The organism is Levilactobacillus sp., from assembly GCF_022646225.1.
GTDB lineage: Bacteria > Bacillota > Bacilli > Lactobacillales > Lactobacillaceae > Levilactobacillus > Levilactobacillus suantsaiihabitans.
Map to the genome: position 1 here is coordinate 94,181 of NZ_JALCJA010000007.1, position 17,396 is coordinate 111,576.

At 51.7% G+C, this 17,396-nt stretch carries 16 protein-coding genes; 1 reads left to right on the forward strand and 15 read right to left on the reverse strand.

Going from position 1 to position 17,396, the window contains the following annotated elements; genetic code table 11:
* Positions 1 to 15: 15 nt before the first annotated feature.
* The 4 genes from LKH74_RS11510 to LKH74_RS11530 all read right to left on the reverse strand — a co-directional run bounded on the left by LKH74_RS11510 (position 16) and on the right by LKH74_RS11530 (position 5,527).
* Entirely contained in the window at positions 16 to 966 is a 951-nt protein-coding gene (locus tag LKH74_RS11510) for a hypothetical protein (RefSeq protein WP_287708453.1), read from the reverse strand.
* A gap of 1,118 nt (positions 967 to 2,084) precedes the next feature.
* The gene (locus LKH74_RS11520; protein ID WP_434737635.1) at positions 2,085 to 2,678 is read right to left on the reverse strand and encodes a uracil-DNA glycosylase family protein; all 594 of its coding nucleotides are present in this window, start codon (positions 2,676 to 2,678) and stop codon (positions 2,085 to 2,087) included.
* 163 nt (positions 2,679 to 2,841) lie between these two features.
* Positions 2,842 to 3,696: a 4-(cytidine 5'-diphospho)-2-C-methyl-D-erythritol kinase gene (gene ispE, locus LKH74_RS11525; RefSeq protein ID WP_287708451.1), complete on the reverse strand. Its 855-nt coding sequence runs from the start codon at positions 3,694 to 3,696 to the stop codon at positions 2,842 to 2,844.
* A 970-nt stretch (positions 3,697 to 4,666) separates the two neighbouring features.
* Positions 4,667 to 5,527, reverse strand: coding sequence for an arginase family protein (locus tag LKH74_RS11530; protein ID WP_287708450.1), 861 nt, complete (start codon positions 5,525 to 5,527; stop codon positions 4,667 to 4,669).
* Between the two features lie 73 nt (positions 5,528 to 5,600).
* On the opposite strand from LKH74_RS11530, the gene LKH74_RS11535 reads away from it, so the two are divergent.
* Positions 5,601 to 6,434 (forward strand): MerR family transcriptional regulator, encoded by an 834-nt coding sequence (locus LKH74_RS11535; RefSeq protein ID WP_287708449.1) that lies wholly within the window; start codon positions 5,601 to 5,603, stop codon positions 6,432 to 6,434.
* A 93-nt stretch (positions 6,435 to 6,527) separates the two neighbouring features.
* Here LKH74_RS11535 and LKH74_RS11540 read toward each other — a convergent pair whose 3' ends face one another.
* The 11 genes from LKH74_RS11540 to LKH74_RS11590 all read right to left on the reverse strand — a co-directional run bounded on the left by LKH74_RS11540 (position 6,528) and on the right by LKH74_RS11590 (position 17,392).
* Positions 6,528 to 6,764 (reverse strand): Veg family protein, encoded by a 237-nt coding sequence (locus LKH74_RS11540; protein ID WP_061777444.1) that lies wholly within the window; start codon positions 6,762 to 6,764, stop codon positions 6,528 to 6,530.
* 99 nt (positions 6,765 to 6,863) lie between these two features.
* Entirely contained in the window at positions 6,864 to 7,754 is an 891-nt protein-coding gene (gene rsmA / locus LKH74_RS11545; protein ID WP_287708448.1) for a 16S rRNA (adenine(1518)-N(6)/adenine(1519)-N(6))-dimethyltransferase RsmA, read from the reverse strand.
* Positions 7,751 to 8,317 carry a ribonuclease M5 gene (gene rnmV, locus LKH74_RS11550; RefSeq protein ID WP_287708447.1) on the reverse strand — a complete coding sequence of 189 codons (567 nt, stop codon included), beginning with the start codon at positions 8,315 to 8,317 and terminating at the stop codon, positions 7,751 to 7,753. The genes rsmA and rnmV overlap by 4 nt, the downstream gene beginning before the upstream one ends.
* The gene (locus LKH74_RS11555) at positions 8,304 to 9,083 is read right to left on the reverse strand and encodes a TatD family hydrolase (RefSeq protein ID WP_135368777.1); all 780 of its coding nucleotides are present in this window, start codon (positions 9,081 to 9,083) and stop codon (positions 8,304 to 8,306) included. Before LKH74_RS11555 ends, rnmV begins: the two co-directional genes overlap by 14 nt.
* Positions 9,084 to 9,785: 702 nt before the next feature.
* Positions 9,786 to 11,819: a methionine--tRNA ligase gene (gene metG / locus LKH74_RS11560; RefSeq protein WP_135368778.1), complete on the reverse strand. Its 2,034-nt coding sequence runs from the start codon at positions 11,817 to 11,819 to the stop codon at positions 9,786 to 9,788.
* Between the two features lie 359 nt (positions 11,820 to 12,178).
* Positions 12,179 to 13,024, reverse strand: coding sequence for a DUF72 domain-containing protein (locus LKH74_RS11565; protein ID WP_287708446.1), 846 nt, complete (start codon positions 13,022 to 13,024; stop codon positions 12,179 to 12,181).
* A 121-nt stretch (positions 13,025 to 13,145) separates the two neighbouring features.
* Positions 13,146 to 13,472 (reverse strand): hypothetical protein, encoded by a 327-nt coding sequence (locus LKH74_RS11570; protein ID WP_135368780.1) that lies wholly within the window; start codon positions 13,470 to 13,472, stop codon positions 13,146 to 13,148.
* A 5-nt stretch (positions 13,473 to 13,477) separates the two neighbouring features.
* Positions 13,478 to 14,182 (reverse strand): NAD-dependent protein deacylase, encoded by a 705-nt coding sequence (locus LKH74_RS11575; protein WP_135368781.1) that lies wholly within the window; start codon positions 14,180 to 14,182, stop codon positions 13,478 to 13,480.
* 33 nt (positions 14,183 to 14,215) lie between these two features.
* Positions 14,216 to 15,181: an IpaB/EvcA family protein gene (locus LKH74_RS11580; RefSeq protein ID WP_135368782.1), complete on the reverse strand. Its 966-nt coding sequence runs from the start codon at positions 15,179 to 15,181 to the stop codon at positions 14,216 to 14,218.
* Between the two features lie 15 nt (positions 15,182 to 15,196).
* On the reverse strand, positions 15,197 to 16,459 hold the full coding sequence (locus tag LKH74_RS11585) for a hydroxymethylglutaryl-CoA reductase, degradative (RefSeq protein WP_287708445.1): 1,263 nt from the start codon (positions 16,457 to 16,459) through the stop codon (positions 15,197 to 15,199).
* 12 nt (positions 16,460 to 16,471) lie between these two features.
* A complete protein-coding gene (locus LKH74_RS11590) occupies positions 16,472 to 17,392 on the reverse strand; it encodes a Ppx/GppA family phosphatase (protein WP_135368784.1) in 921 nt (306 codons plus the stop codon).
* Positions 17,393 to 17,396 lie beyond the last annotated feature (4 nt).

A 17,396-nucleotide genomic window follows, 5' to 3' on the forward strand; every position in this document is an offset into this window, starting at 1 on the left:
CTGCATAGTCTGTTTTTAATGCAAACTATTGATACAGGCTAGACTTAAGTCTTTGTCATTAGTACTAATCGACTCATTACCAGTTAACGTATTTAGATATGCTTGCAATACAGTATGTTCTTCAACGAGTAAGAAAAATGATTGCTTGCCGTTTTTTACGGTTAAATTATAGGCACCTGCGTCACCGTTATAGCTGTCACGGCTCTGAAAAACATTACCTAGCTTAAGGCTCAGCTTATAGCGGTAGTGTTTACCAATCTTTGTTCTTTTAGTAGTTACGCCATTAACTCGCTTATTTAGATAGTATGTGATTGTTGAGTGAGTTCGCTTAAACTTCTTGATTTTTGCATAGTAAGTAGCACCAAAAGACTGGCCCGACTTATGGTACACTAATTGGCTATCGGCTGTAACTGAGATAAACGGTAATTTAGTTGCCGCACCATCATATTGTGCTTGACTAGTCTTAACCGATAACTTGGGAACGCTGGCTAAAGAGTTGTAAGAAAACGCCGTATTGCGAACGTATTTTTTTACAGCCCCATTATTAACTTTATTCATAGGATAACTGTAATGCCAGTTTCCTAACTTTTTTACACGCTTTTGATTCTTAATGCTCAGTGTTGTATTATCCACATTTATAATGCTCCCCTGATCATCAGCATAACCAGTGATTACGGACCCTTTTGGTAAGGTTGCCGTTTTGTGCTTGAACTCGTTGGTCAATTTAAGTGGCTTGTTTAACTTGTAAGTCTGAAACCGATTGTATGGAGAAATAGTTTCATTTTTTTCAGTAACGCCTATGCCAGTTGTAAACGTTGTGTTGGCATTAAAGATATTACTAATATTAATTTTAGCAACTTCTTTATTTACTTTACTTTTAGCAGACGCGTTAGTTACGGCCATACTCCCCACCATGGCACCTAGCAGCATTAGTAATGCGGCGCCTTTTCCGCTGATTTTGAACAATCCAATTACCCCCTAATATAATTCCTGTTATACTATTATAACTTAATCAGAAACATATTAAAAACCACCCCATTAATCGGCAGGGTGGTTTACCATTACTCTTTTAAATCAGCTTCCCGCTGGTCAATTAGCTCTCTAAGTTCTTTCAGGTCGTCAACTGTGGACCTGTTTCGTATGAAACTACGGGCGGCAGACCGAGCATTTAAATATCTGGTTCGATCTTTGTTCTTCTCGTTCCATTTACGATTGGCCCTTGCACGAGCCTCTGTGTATTCATTTTTAGCCATTTTTCCTCCTACAATGCACGTACAACTAAAAGTAGAATCACAAGAGCTATTCCGACTTCTACTGAAATCTTAGTTTTATTTTCGTAGTCAGTTTTCCGGGCTTTATTCTTTATCATGCCATTCCCCCCTAATATACGATAGAATAAAGATACACAAAGTAAGGGGGTTGCGCCCCCCCCTTACTAACTGGTGAATCAGCTTGTCTACCAGTTCTCTTACAACCTCAAGAGCAATTCCAATATCAACTGCAACTGCTATTTTGAATTGATATTTTTTAATGCTCTCTTGGTGTTGGTCTTCAAGCTGTTTTCTTTTACCTTCTTCAACTCTATCATCCCCTCTCTACACTCTTAATAACACACTCTTGAGAGTGGAAATACAAGAATTTTCTGGAAATTTTCAAACTTTTTTGTCCCCAATTTCGAAAGGTATTTGTTGCTTACACATCTCAGCCATGCTCTTATGTGAGGGTAAACGAAAAGGCCTGATGGTTTGCACACCAGACCCTTTCACCGCAAGCCGCTTTAAAGGCGGTGACAGTTATAGACTAATTATGTCGCCCAACCGGTCAAAGTTAGGGACGGTTTTTTTATTTGCGCTTGTCTTCGGTTAGGTCTTTTGGCCTGTAGGATGGCTTTAAGCCAAATCGCTGCCCACTCTTAAGTGACACTAGAACGTACACCTGGTAGGCATTACGGCCGCTCCTGTAAGCATTGGCTAAATTAAAAACCGGTTCCACTAGCGACCTGAGAGTTGTTGGTAGAACCGGTTTTGGATTTAATGATATGCAGATTAACTTTAACGAACGGCAAATGGCCAGCCAAAGCAGCGCTAACGGTCACCCATGATTGCACCCACGCGAGCTTGGAGCTCGGGCACCACTGTTTTCGTGAACCACGGGTGCTGGTGCATCCAGCCGTAATTTAACGGCGAGGGATGGACCAACGGGAAGTAGTCCGGCAGATAGTCCGCGTAGTGTTCGACCGTGGCCGTCAACGTTTTCTCACGGTGTGGCAGGTAGTATTTTTGCGCGTATTGGCCAATCAGAAGTGTCAGCTTAATGTCCGGCATCAGTTCGAGCAACGGCGCGTGCCACTTTTCCGCGAAGCCCTTGCGTGGCGGCAAATCGCCACCGTGGGCATGCTTGCCGGGATAGTAAAAGTCTAACGGCAACACGGCCAGCTTGCCAGAATGGTAGAACTGGTCCTTGGTCACGCCCATCCAGTCGCGGAGACGATTTCCACTGGCGTCGTCCCAAAAGGTCATCGACGCTTGCGCCTGGCGACTCGGGGCCTGGCTGACCAATAAGATTTCGGCCTGGGGGTCAACGTGATACAACGGCAACATCCCCTGCTGCGTAAAATCGCGATTCATGGGGTCCGCTTGAATGGCTTGGAAAATTTCTGCTGCTTTAGAGATCGTCATTTTTTCACAAACATCCTTACATTTTAAATTGATACCGCTTACTAACTACCTAACCTAAAACCGCCTACTACGAGTCGACAACCTATTTTCGACTGAGTACCGGTTAATGCTGGCATGCGATGCAAGACCATCCCGCCGGCTACCGCCATTTAGGGCGTTGGCCCTACGGCAACGGCCGCACCAAATACACCTCGCGACAAAAGCCCTTCATCCCGTTGAAGACGCGTTGGGCCCGTGACTGCTTGCTGCAGAGGCCAAAGACGGTCGGCCCCGTCCCGCTCATCTGTGCGGCGTCGGCGCCGAACTTCATCATCTGCTGCTTAAGTTGGGTGATTTCCGGGTAACGGTGGGCCGTTAACGGCTCCAAGGCGTTGCCCATGACGGCACACATACCGGCAATGTCTTGCTCGCGCACCGCTCGTAACAGGGCGTCGATGTCGGGGTGGTCAAGCTGGTCGTAGCGAATCTGCTGAAGGATGCTGGGCGTCGACACACTGACCTTGGGCTTGGCCAACACGACCCAGGCCGCGGGTAATTTCGACAGTGGCGTGATGCGTTCCCCCCGTCCGCGCACGTGTGCCGTGCGACCGTAGACGCAATACGGCACGTCCGAATCGATCTGCAGGCCCAGTTCCGCCAGTTCTTGCCAGCTGAGGCCCAACGACCACGCCTGGTTCAACCCGCGCAACACGGCCGCGGCATCCGAGGATCCGCCCCCCAGACCGGCAGCCACCGGAATATTTTTCTTGATGCGAATATTCACACCCTCGTCGATGTGATAATTGGTCTGTAACAAGTTCGCCGCCTGAAACGCGAGATTGCGTTGGTCATTGGGCAAGAAACCACTATCAGAGGCGACGCGGATGCGTTTGTGTTTGGTTAACGTCTGAATTTCAACGTAGTCTGCCAAATCCACGGACGTCATGACCATGTTCCACTCTTCGGCACCATCCTGGTGGTGGTATGGCGTGTCGAGCCCGAGGTTTATCTTGGCTGGTGCCTTTTCAATCAGTTGCATGCGCTCACCTGCATTCTACTAGGTAGGGCACCCTACCATTATCGTGAATATGATTAAGCCCATTATACTATGGTTACGGCCAAAATAAAAAGGGTTCTCCCAACACGCGCTAAATCTCACTTTAGCCGTGCAGAACCCCCTGACATCATTTAAGCCAAAAATCCGCTATTTTCATCCCCCATCAGCCGCAATCGGCCAATCTGGTTTCTCAGCATGCCTGAAAGCCGTTTACCTACGCTGTGCCTTTCAGCTTTTAGTTAAAAACTGAAGGTTGAAAGTAAAATTAACGCGCTGATTGCCGTAACAGCGGTGTTCTGACAACTAAATCTAGTAAAACCAGACGCCTGCGTCAGCCAGGGTTCCGCCTGCTCTGGGGAACACCTCCAGCCTGAGGGGCGGTCTTCCGGTTCGCTTGAAAGCCTGGCAAAGATCACCAGTCTCTCAAGTCGTCCCGCGCTGTAGGCTGAGTAAGGACCTCAGCCAACACCGCCGACCCAGATGGGGCCATCCCTGGCTGCCTCCGGCAAGTTGACGTCTATCAGTGATACTGTGTTAATGAAAGACTGGTCGTCAATGTAACTACTATCTGGGATTAAGACGACTGCTACTAATACGCACCATCTTAGCCGAGAGTTCGCCAAATATGGGTTCAGCCGCTTAACAAGAGTGTGATGACAGGCGGTTAACTGGCGAGCATTAACGGTGCTAGGCAGATAATCCTGGTCCTGGATTATTTGCCTAGCAGTGTTAAGCGGAACCAGTTGCCTGTTGGCACACGTTTCGGCCATGAGGCCACTTTGAGACGTACTCTTCGGCTCAAAGCAAGGCGTCGAGACCGCCTTTTGGCTTTCCAACCCATATTTGGCGAATGGTAGGCGGTCAGTTCACACTGTGAGGCTGAAAATAACTATTTTTAAGGCCATGAGTCGCATGATAGCAATAGTTCCAGTTGATTTTCGTCTTTCAACCTTCAGTTAAAAATTGACATGTTTTCCATCATTCTTTTCAGCTTTAAAGCACTCCAGGGAAGGTATTCAGCGATTGTCAATCCCACAATATCGTTATCAGCGCTTAACTTTTTCAAAATGCGACTCGCTTTATCGGGATCTAATTTGCCACCAGAGACGCCGTAATCCGTGACGCCTGGTTTATCGAAATATTGATCAAAGAATAGCTTGCGGTCTAACACGTCAAGATCAAAGTGAACTAAAACTTTTGAAAAATGATGGCGATTGATCCACTTCTGAATCTTTTCAACATCCACTTGCTGGTTATTTTCCAGTTGATAATCTAAGCCTAATTTTGGCAATATCGTTTTCTCATCAGCTGTGGGTTCTTGAAGGCCAACATACAAAATGGACACAGCGGAGAAGGGATGTGTCACCAGCTTGGCTAATTTCGGATCCCCCTTACCCATCAAATTAGCCAAGACCATCGCATGTTCATTTGAGAATATTTGTGGGCTGGAAATGTCCGGGTGGGCATCGATCCAAACGATTCCCACGTCCGCCCCATATTTATCATGGAGATAGGAAAACGGCGCCTGGGAAACCATGCAGTTCCCACCCAAAGTGATAATTTTATCGGGCGATTCAACATCCAGTATCTTCTGGGCTGCACGAACGTTGGCAATAACTTCTGACTGGGCCGTAACACCATTTTCCAGTTTCAACTTGGGCTGATCATCTAGTGGCGATGTGACCGGCACTTTGATTGCTTTCTGTTGTGTATTTTGTGGTGCCAGCCAGTTAAGCAACTGTGCGCCAAAATAATAAACGGGATTATCCCCCGACTGCCAATCTGGATACATTAATCTGATTGTATTTGTCATCATGATGACCTCCTAATTTCTTTATTGAGATAATCATAAAGGCTATACTTACAATAGAGTCAAGGAGGTCATTATGAGAAATTTTACTATCGGTGAAATGGCGAGAATCTGTAACGTTTCTATTCAAGCCTTAAGATATTACGACAAAATCGACTTAATCAAACCTGCCATTCGTAATCCGGAAACTAATTATCGCTATTACGTTATCCATCAAGTCTTTCAAGTTAATATTATTAAGTATCTCCAATATGCCAAACTCCCTATTGAAGAAATCCGCCAAGTGTTGACGTTAAAGGGTGATTCCCTGGCCAACGCTTTAACGAAGCAATCCCAAAATATTGATGATCAGATCCGTCGCCTTCAAAATAGCCAACAGTTAATCAGTGGTCAAATCCAACAACTGAATGATCTTCAACAGATCACCAATCATCCCGCAGGAGTGGTTTATCAACGCCACATAAAGGAACGAACGATTCTTCAGCTCCCCACCCAACAACCCATTACCCCTCTAGATTATCCAGATAGGGAAACTAGTCAACTGGATAGGCTTCTGATTGAGAATGGCACGATTGGCAACTTACAATATGGCTTCAGTTTTCCTTTAAGGCCCTACCAATCAATCAACGAGATTCACTATCAAAAGATGCTTACCCAAGTCTTCACGAATCAGGCCCCAAAATTGCAGACACATTTAGGGAGAATTCCCGCGGGAACTTATTTGTGCATTTTCTTTTATTGGAATCGTCAGCAGTACTTTAACCACTATCAAAAGCTCCAACAAGCATTTCGTCACCAATCTGCAGAACCTTCGGGGATCGTATATGAAATTTCATCGGTCAATAACTACAGTTATCATGACGAACATGATTTTATCACTGAACTTAGTGTTAAATTGCCTGAGAACTAAAGGATTAAACGTCTTCCAGTCTGGGGATTTGCCCCAGGCTTATTTTTCTCTAAATTGACCGCAAAATAAAAAGGCCTTGTTAGGCCCAATTATTTATTCATCAAAGTCAACTTCGATGTTTTTGGTTAAAATATCGGTATAGCTGTATGAAACCCGTTCAAACGAATTTTCGTTTTGGTCTAGATCCACTACGAAAACGGCTGGATAGGTTTCCCGAAGAATTCCATGCCGCTCTGTCGTTTTTTTACGACCGGCCTGAGCAATCACCATCAACTTTTCGCCGATGCGATCATCCAGTTTATTCTTAATGTTCGCTAAACTTGTTGGCATGCACTTCACCTCTGTGAAACAATTATACCATCGTTTCACGCGAATTGCAAATTATACCACAACCGGCGTAAATCCGCAAGAATCCTCAATTGGTAAGGGTTACATAAGTCCTTCATTGTGGAAAGCGTTGGTTAATTCGATGAAATTTATCAAGGTTAGCCGTTCTGGCCGTAGCTGTCGGGAAATTCCCGTCTGATTTAAGACCGTTTCAATCCGTTCCCGGACCTCAGGTTGTTTGCCAAAAATTCCTTGAAGATTGTTCCACAAGGATTTCCGCCGATGAGCGAAGCATCCCTTAACAAAACCAAACAGGGCCTTGTCTTCGTACGGATTGACTGGTAGCGCTTCACGCGGTGTCAGACGAATGATGGCCGAATCCACGTTGGGTTGCGGAATGAAGGCCGTCCGCGGCACGTCAAAGGCAACTTCCACGTGCGCACGGTATTGCATGACCACGGACAGCGACCCGTACGCCTTGGTGCCAGGTTGGGCCACGAGCCGATCGGCCACCTCGGCTTGCATCATGACCACGATGGCCGCGAAGTCCACCGTGCTCTGGAGCACGCTCATCAGGATCGGCGTCGTGATGTAATACGGCAGGTTAGCAATCAGCTTGACGGGATGGCCGGGTTCAAACTCGGACGCGACCACTGCCGGCAAATTCGCCTGCAAGATGTCTTCGTTGATGACCTTGACGTTGTCGTAATCCATCAGCGTTTCGTCCAGCACGGGCAGAAGGTTCTCATCGATTTCAAACGCCACGACTTTACGCGCACGCTTGGCAATCTGTTCCGTCAACGCCCCGATTCCGGGACCGATTTCAATCACGTTGTCCTGGTCGGTCACGTCGCCCGCGGCCACGATGTTGCGTAAGATGTTCAAATCCGACAGGAAATTTTGACCCAGACTCTTCTTCGCTACCAAATGATACCGGTTCAGAATCGCCTTGGTTCGAGCTGGTGAGCCAATTTCAGGGACTTCATTTTTCATTTATCTTCCTCCTTTGCCCGCACCTGCTTGAGGGCGGCAGCAAAATCAGCCGGTTGGATGCCAAACATGCGCAGCCGCTTTTCCAACTGCTTGCCATTGACATAGCCGATCTGTAGCAGTTCACCCAACTGCTCGCGGCGTTCTTTGGCACCGGGACCGCCAATCAGACCAGCGGCCAACAGGTCTTCGTGGGTGATCAGGGTCGGGGCCGCTGTGGTCTCAGTGTAAACGTGGCTGAGCGCCGCGCGGATAGCCTCTGGACTGGCATGCTCTACGCCCAGTGAGCCCCCGGCCTTGTCCGGACGCCCCTCTGCCTTGGGCAAAAAGGCGTGCTTGGCATTGGGCACGGCTTCGGCCACAATTTTGCGAATCTTCTCGCCGGAAAAGTCCGGGTCGGTGAAGATGATGATGCCCCGCTGGTCCGCTAATTTTTCAATCAACGCTAGGGTGTCTTCGTCAATCGCGGAGCCGCGGGTCTCAATCGTGTCCGCATTGACGGCGCGGTTGATCTGCTTGGTGTCGTCCTTGCCCTCAACCACGAGCACTTCTTTAATCTTTTTCATTTATCTTGTAAAACTCCTCTGCGTTCTTAAACGTGGCCGCCGCGATGGCTTCCGGGGTGGTTTCCCGTTCCTTGGCAATCGCTTCGACCGTGTAGCGGGTAAAGCCGGGTTCGTTTTGTTCACCCCGGTGTGGTTCTGGCGTCAAATATGGGGCATCGGTCTCGACCATCATCACGTCCAGCGGCGTTGCCCGCACGGAATCGTGGACCTCATGGGCGTTCTTAAAGCTGGCCACACCAGAATAGGAAATGTGCATGCCCAGGTCCAAGAATTTCTTCAACCACTCGGGGTCGCCGTTGAAACTGTGCATGACCCCACCAATGTCGCGGATATCCGCGTCCTTGATGATGCGGTACGTGTCTTCAAAGGCATCGCGGTTGTGGACGGCAATCGGCTTGCCCACTTCTTTGGCAATCGCAATTTGCCGGGCAAAGACCTTACGCTGGACGTCTTGCGGCGACGTGTCCCAGTGATAGTCCAAGCCGATTTCCCCTAGGGCCACGACCCGGTCATCGGCCAACTGTTCTTCCAACAGCTTTTCGGCCGCAGCGTCATAGTTCTTCGAGTCTTCCGGGTGCCAGCCGACCGCGGCATACAACTGCGGGTACTGGTGTGCCAACTTGATGGCGTCGGCATTCAGCTGCGTGTTCGAGCCGATATTGGTCATCTTGACCACACCCAAGTCGGCGGCCCGCTTGAGGTAGCCGGGCACGTCGTTGATGAACTCTTCGCTGTTCAAATGCGTATGCGAATCAAAGATTTTCATCGTGTGTCTCCTTTGTTTTTACTACTTTTTGTTAAATGGTTTAAGCCATCCGCCTTACCGTTCCGCGAAATCCAGGTTAGCGGAGACCAGTGCCTGCGGCTGCCAGGGGTTCCGCCTGCTATGGGGGACACCTCCAGCCCAGATGCGGGCTTCCGGTTTGCTTGGAAGCCTGGCCAAATTCGCCAGTCTCCCAAGTCGCCCCACGCTGTAGGCCGAGACAAAACCTCGGCCAACACCGTCGACACAGCTGGCTCCACCCCTGGCCTCCTCCGGCAAAATAGTCCCCGTCCAAGTCCTAAACGCCACAGCCATCCCAATTGGGATGTGTTACAGTAGCAACCACAACCACCATTATTAGGCAGTCACGGATGATGATTCCAATAGACGCCAACCGCTTCTTTACACCACCGGTTGCCGGCCAACTCATTGTAGCCGAGAGTGGAGCGAAAACTAGGCTCAGCCGGGGAATTTAGCAGCGCTCTTCGCTGGTAAATTGGTGACTTTAAGACGTGTTCTTCGGCTCAAAGCAAGGGCCGAGACCGGGCTTTGGCTCGGGCCGTCCTCCCCCAGCGTTCCAGCCTAGCTTTTCGCGCAACGGTAGGCGGACAGCGTCCACGTTGCCCGCAACCAGTGTTTATAACAAAACGCGGTCGGCGTCTCATCGATCCGCCGCCCACGTTTTGGTTATGGTTTATTTAATTTCTAGCTAACGTCGGAACCGTTGACCATGCTGTCAGGCAGCGTCAAGAGTTGGACTTGACCGTCGTGTTCGGCGGACAGCAACATCCCCTGGCTGACTTGACCGCGCATCTTGCGTGGCTTCAAGTTGGCCACGATAACGACCTTCTTGCCGACCAGTTCTTGCGGTTCTGGATACCATTGGGCGATGCCGGACAGAATTTGCCGGGTGCCTTGGTCCCCTGCATCAAGCTGGAACTTCAAGAGTTTGTCGGCCCCTTCAACGTGGTCGACCGCCTTGACTTCGGCGACCCGCAGTTCGATCTTTTCGAATTTATCGAACCGAATCTCTGGCTTGTTCAAGGTCAGTTCACCGGCTTCGTCACTGGCAGCGGCTTCTTGGGCTTTCGCCTTAGCAGCCATGGCAGCGCGACCCTTCGTCTTTTCCGACTTAGTCATTTGACCTTGAATAAAGTCGACTTCTTCTTGCACGTCGATCCGCGGAAAGATGGGTGTTCCCTTGGCAACAACTTGCTTGCCGGCTGGTAAATCAGCCAGTTGCAGGTTCGTCATACTTAACGTAGCTGGGTCCAAGCCCAATTGGTCAAAGATTTCCTTAGGCGCATGGGTCATGACTGGACTGATCAGCGTGGCGATGACCCGCAGACTAGCGGCCAAATGGGCCATGACGGCGGCCAGTTGCGTCGCTTGACTGTCATCCTTGGCCAAGTTCCATGGTTCCGTTTCGTCAATGTACTTGTTGGTCCGGGAAACCAGTTTCCAGATTTCGGCTAAGGCGTCCGCGAAGTGCATTTGGTCCATCAACTCATGGTAGTTGGCGATGACCGTGGCGGCCGTCTGTTCCAAATCAGCATCAAAAGCCGTGACACCGGCCTTGAATTCAGGCAATTTGCCAGCTTCGTACTTGTTGATCATGGCAACGGTCCGGTTCAACAGGTTCCCCAGGTCGTTGGCCAGGTCATAGTTCAAGCGGTCAACAAAGTCTTCCGGCGTGAAAGTCCCATCGTTTCCGTAAGGCATCGCACGCATCAGGTAGTACCGTAGCGCGTCTAGGCCGTAACGGTCGACCAAGGTTTCGGGGTAAATGACGTTTCCCTTAGACTTGGACATCTTACCGTCCTTCATCAACAACCAGCCGTGCGCAAACAGTTCGTCTGGGGCTTCGATACCCAAGGCGTGGAGCACGATTGGCCAGTAAATTGAATGGAACCGCACGATTTCTTTCCCCACCATTTGAACGTTAGCGGGCCAGAACTTCTTGAAGAGGCTCTCGTCATCGCTGGTGTAACCTAAAGCGGTGATATAGTTGAGCAACGCATCGATCCACACGTAAACCACGTGCTTGGGGTTGCTCTTGACCGGCACACCCCAGGTAAAGGTGGTCCGGGAAACGGCGAGGTCTTCCAAACCTGGCTTGATGAAGTTGTTGATCATTTCGGTCATCCGGGATTCTGGTTGGATGAAGTGTGGGTGGCTGTGGTAGAAGTCTAACAACCAATCAGCGTACTTGCTCATCTTGAAGAAGTACGACTGTTCCTTGACCAAGGATACCTCGTGGCCAGAAGGCGCCTTGCCACCGATGACCTTGCCGTTGTCGTCGCGGTAAACTTCGGCCAGTTGCGTTTCGGTAAAGTACTCTTCATCATCTTCGGAGTACCAGCCTTCGTATTCGCCCAGGTAAATGTCGCCCTGCTTCAACAGGCGTTCGAAAACTTCTTGAACGGCGGCCACGTGTTGCTTGTCGGTCGTCCGAATAAATTTATCATTAGAAATTTCCAGCGTCTTCCACAGTTGCTTGATGCCCTTGGCCATGCCGTCCACGTATTCTTGGGGCGTTTGGCCTTGCGATTGGGCCTTGTCTTCGATCTTGAGACCGTGTTCGTCGGTCCCGGTCAAGAAGAAAACGTCGTAACCGTTGCTGCGCTTGTAACGCGCAACCACGTCACAGGCGATGGTCGTGTAAGAATTACCGATATGTAACCGCCCGGATGGGTAGTAGATCGGCGTGGTGATGTAAAAACTTGGTTTGTCTGCCATAAAATAAAAGCCTTCCCTCGCTCTAAATTGTTCCGTGATTATCGGGTTAATTTTCATTGTAAATTCTAATCAAGTATAGCATAAACCCCGGGCGAGCCATAGCGCTAACCCGGGATTTTTGTCTAAGAAATGGCCGGCAAAACGTAAACGCGTGAGCGCCAGAAGACCATCAGCTGGCGCGCATTCAAGCTGCGGACCGACTCATCTTCTCGGTCTTGGAGCGTTGGGTCCCCAGTTTGAAGCCACTAGCTGCCTTTTGACGCACGTTTCCGCTATGTCGGGGTGACGTGCAAGAGCCTGGGAAAGCCTCCCAGGCTCTTGGGTAGTGATGCTAGTCCAGCCGCTGTGACCCAAGCGCGTTAGAACAAGTCCAACTGCTGGGGGGCCAGATTTTGCCAGTGGAGGCCAAGAATCTCGCGGAGGCGCAATGCATTGGGGGCCGCGTCTCGACCAGAGTTGTTGTTAAAGATCACACAGACATCTTTGGCCTGGGCGTCCAACCGCTTGGCCAGTGCCGCCAATTCCTGCAATTCGGCTTCTGAGTAACGGTACAGCGTCCGGGTCTTACGCCAATCCTGGCCCTGATTGAACCAGCCCTTGGCGTTACGGCCATGCAGCCGCACGACGGCGAGTTCCGGTGTCGTGACCGTTTCGACTAGCGGAATCCCATCATTCAAATTGTGGGGTTCGTCGGTCGTCACGTTGGTGAAGTGCAACGATTTCAGGTAAGCCGTGACGTCGGCCGTCATCCCCGGCGTCACGAACCAGCTAGGACTACGGAATTCCACCGCTACCGGCAAGTCGCCCATCAAGACCCGCACGCGGCGCAGGTAATCAATGTTAGCGGTCGTCCGGTTGAAGAACGGTGGAAATTGAAAGAGCACCGTCAACAATTTGTGCGCCTGGATCAATGGCCAAATCGCCGAACGAAACTCGGTGAACGCCGTATTGATGGCCGCTTCGTCATCCGCGTGTTGGCGGTCATGGCGGGTCATCACCTGGTTGGCCTTCAAAATATAGTGAAACCCGTCTGGCACGGCCGCCTGCCACTTTTCAATCGTACTTTGTCGGGGAATCCCGTAAAATGGCGTGTCCAACTCGACCATCGGAAAATGCCCAGCGTATTCACTGAGCGTAACCGGCCGCGTCTCACCGCCAATTAAAGCGGGATGCTCCGTCCAGGTGGTTAAACCAATCGTAATCATCCCAGCCCTCCTGACTTAAACCAATGTTACTAATGACTTTGCTGGGGCCTGACCGCCTATTGGCGGCAACCAGGTCCCGTTAGAGCGCCCAAAATCTTGGCCGTCTTTTAATCTTCAGCTTTTACTTAAACCGTTCAAATTGCTTGATCAACTCTGCTTCCGGCGTGGTCAACCGTCCACTTAATTGGCCAATCAGGCGTTTGCCGGTCAGCCGGTCGTTGTAGCGAATCCCCGTCACGCACAGGTCGATCAGCGCAAAGATGGCGGTGACCAGCACCGCTTGGCTGCGGTCAAAGCTGGTGTTGAACAGTGTCACGATTTGCCCGCTGAAGGCCAGCTGTAAGATACCGTAGATGACCAAGGTGTCGGGAATCAGCTGGAGGCCGCTTAACCAACGCAACCGGCGGACCAGCCGGCGGAGTTGGCGAATGACTTCTTGATGGCTCATCAGCGTTACCCCCGGACTTGCAGGTCATTGAAGAACGTAGTGGCTTCAGCCTGCACCATGTCGTAGTCAAAGCCCAGATCTAATTTTTCCTGATTGACAACGACCACCTTGGCCGCCGAATTGCGGTAATCCAGCAAGCCGGCGAACGGGTAGACGCGCATCGAGGTCCCAACGATAACGACCAAATCGGCTTGGTTCATCGCCGCCACGGACCGTTGGATGTTTAATTCATTGAGCCCCTCATCGTAGAGCACGACGTCCGGCCGTAACCAGCCTCCGTCCACGTCATGATGAGGGTCCTTGAGATATTGTTGCCACGGCACCTTGGCGCCACAAACCTGGCAGTAGACCCGGTACATGTTGCCGTGGAACTCGACCAAATGCTTGGTGTCGGCCACATGGTACAGGTTGTCGATATTTTGCGTGATGACCGTCGCCCGGTCTTGGCGCGTCAACGCCGCCTGTTTTTCATGAATGACATTGGGCTTGGCGTCCGGATGGTACAGGTTTTGCTTCACGTAGTCGTAAAAGACTTCTGGTTCCTGTGCCAGACAGGCGTGACTCAAATAATACTCGGCGTTGCGGTGTCCGGTGTACAGGCCGTTTTTCGACCGGTAATCCGGAATCCCCGACGGCGTCGAAACGCCCGCACCCGTGAGAAATACGATGTGCTTGGCTTGGTCAAAGGTTGCTTGTAAGCTCGCTTCCATCCCCATCATCCCTTCTGAATTGATTGGCTTAGATTAACGTAAAATGTAAGGCATCTTCAGTTGTTTAAAGAGGTCTTCCACAGTCATGCTGTAAATCTTGGTAAAGTATTCCGGTGTGTCATCCTTAGGCGCCGGTGACGGCAACACGAAGGCATTTTGTTCATCGGCCTTGTTGAAGCCGACGTACCCGCGGCGTTGCGTGGTCTTTTCGTGCATGTCGGAGTGGTACAGTTCAAAGATCTGCTTGACCTGTAACCCCAATTGCCGTTTGGACAAGACACTGGTCAACGTGGTGAACTCGGTGTTGTGCAGGGCCGGCAAACTCCAGGCTTCCAGCTGTTCGTCGAAGGCCTTGAAGAGCTTGACCACGTTACGGCGCAAGCTAAATGGTGAATCGACTGGCTTGGCCGTGATGACACCGTACAGCTTCTGGGCTGCCGCAAAACTGATTGGGTAGTCGCGGGCGAACTGATCCATGATGGCCTGTTCGTCGGTGCCAAAGAAGACCAGGGCGTCCAACAGCGTCAAGGTGCGCAACGTCATTTCATCATCGACCGGGTTCGGTTCCGGCTTGATGGTGGCAGTGACCCCCTTCAAGTATAAGTCCTTGATGTGGTCATCGATCAGGTGGTGCTTGCGTTGTTCGCTGACCACCACAATGTGGCTGACAATGTCGTAGAGTTCCGTGCCCATGATCATCAACTGTTCATCGAGGGCGGGTTGGCCCGTGGTCAATGAGAAGAAGACCTGCGGGAAACCGGACAGGATCATCAGTAAATGCAACAGTTCGTGGGACGCCGTGTAGTTGGGCGCCGTCAAATCGGCCACTTGAATGGCGATATCCTTGCCCATTTGCATCTGTTGGGCTTGGTCATGCCGCACGAAGCCGGCTTGCAGCTCACCAATCATTTGGACGGTAACCTTGCCGGGGTAAAGCGCATTGACTTGGTTCAATAAATCTTGCACTGTGTCGTTTAATTCAATATCTTTTGCTTGCATGCGTGTTCAATTCCCCTATTTCTTTAAATTTGCTTGGCGGACGGCTTGCAGTGCCGCCGTCGCTTGTGCCATGGTCGGTTGGGTGATGGCGGCGAGACGTTGCACCACCGCGGGCAATTCTGCGGGCGTCGCGCCGACGGACAAGGCCAGTGACTTACGCTGCAGAGACATGTGACCGCGTTGAATCCCGTCGGTCACCAGTGCGCGCAGTGCTGCCACATTTTGCGCCAGCCCCACAGCGGCCGTCACGCCCATCAATTGCCGGGCATTGGTCACCTGGGCCAGTTGCTGGTTGACCTTGACCAACGGCAACACGCGCGTCGCCCCGCCGACAAAGCCGAGGGCGAGTGGCACGGTCAGTTCACCGTGCAGTTGACCATCGGCGACCCACCAGCGACTCACCCCTTGGTAATGGCCGTTGCGGCTGGCGTAGGCGTGCACACCACTTTCGACTGCGCGCCAATCATTGCCCATGGCCAAGACCACGGCGTCGATGCCGTTCATGATGCCCTTGTTGTGAGTCACGGCGCGGTACGGGTCCACCTGGGCGAAGTCGCTGGCCGCCGCAATGCGTTGGGCGACCGTCGCGCCGTCAATGGCCTTGGTCTTGAGTTGGTCGACTGGCACCTGACACCGCGCCGTGACCAGACTGTGCGTGGCGTAGTTGCTTAGGATGCTCATCAAAATGTCCTCGTCGCGGTGCAGCTTGATGTCGGCCGCGACCGCCTCGGTCAACGTGTTGACTAAATTAGCGCCCATGGCCTCGCCCACGTCAATGAATAAGTCGAGCGACACCCAATCCGGTGGGAGTTGCCGCACCCGAATGGACCGCGCCCCACCACCGTGTGTTAACAGGCTGGGATGAGCCGCATCGGCCACCTTTAACAGGCGCTGCTGGTTAGCCAACAGCCACTGGGCCAACGCATCCGGATCAGCCACATGGTGAAAGACGATTTGGCCCATCAATTCGCGCTGCGTGATCGTGGTCGTGATTCCTTGGGGACTGGTCAACAGCCGGCCGCCGTTACTGGCCGCCGCAATCACGGACGGCTCTTCAGTGACCATCGGCACGGCCAGGTCGTGACCATCGACGCGCAGATTGACCGCAACGCCCTCCGGTAAGCCGTAGGTAGTTAAATAATTTTCAATTAAATCTTCATCAGCCGTTGCCCGGTGAGCGGCGATCGTCGCCAGTTGCGCGCGGGTCAGGTGACTCCGCGTGGCTAAGCGTTGCCGGCGATCCTCATAGGACAAACGGTAGAATGGTTGTGGCCGCATTGGTCAGCCTCCTTAACGTTGGCTCAGATACTCCGAGATAATACCTTCGCGCACGCCGCTTTCCGAGAAAATGACGCGGTCGGAATCCAGCATCTGCAGGAGCGTCACCAGGGGCAACATCCCGCCGATAATGATATCTGCGCGCTCGCTCTCCAGGCCGGAAATGCGCTTGCGTTCATGCAGGGGCACGCGCAAGAGGCGTTCAAAGGTCTTCATGACCTGCCCCGTGGTGAGGCGGTAGCCGTGGATATTTTCCACGTGCAGGATCTTTTGTTGCTGGCGATTCATGCGGGCCAGCGTCCGGTTGGCGCCGCCCAATAAGACCAGCGGCAGGTGTTTGGCATCATTGAGCCACCAAATATCCTGGAGCCGCTCGCGTAAGAAGACTTGCGCGGAGAACAGGTCGACCGCTGTGACCCGGTCATCGAGCCGGAACTGTTCCGACAGATTGACCGCGCCAAACGGCACACTGATCAGGTTAGCGTCGCGCCCGTCCTTGACGTGGACCAGTTCACAACTGGCCCCGCCGGTATCGAGCAACAGACAATCCTTAATTTTCAGCCGATTGACGGCCCCCAGGTAGTCATAGTAGGCTTCCTGGTCGCCGGACAGTACCTCCAACTCAATATTGGTGGCGTCCGCGACCCGTTTTAAAAACTCATCGCGGTTGCGTGCCTGCCGCACCGCCGCCGTCGCAATCCCCCGGACGATTAAATGCGGGAGTTGCTCGTAGTACGGCCGAAACGACTTGAGCGCCGCAATCGTCCGGTCCATGGCTTTGGGTTGGAGAATCTTCTCGGGACCCATGCCCTCGGACAACCGACTGTCCGCCTTGACCCGGTTCACTTCGCGATAAGTCCCGTCATCATGCAGTTCGTTGACGGCCATTCGCACTGAATTGGAGCCCAAATCAACAATTGCTAAATTTTGCATGGTG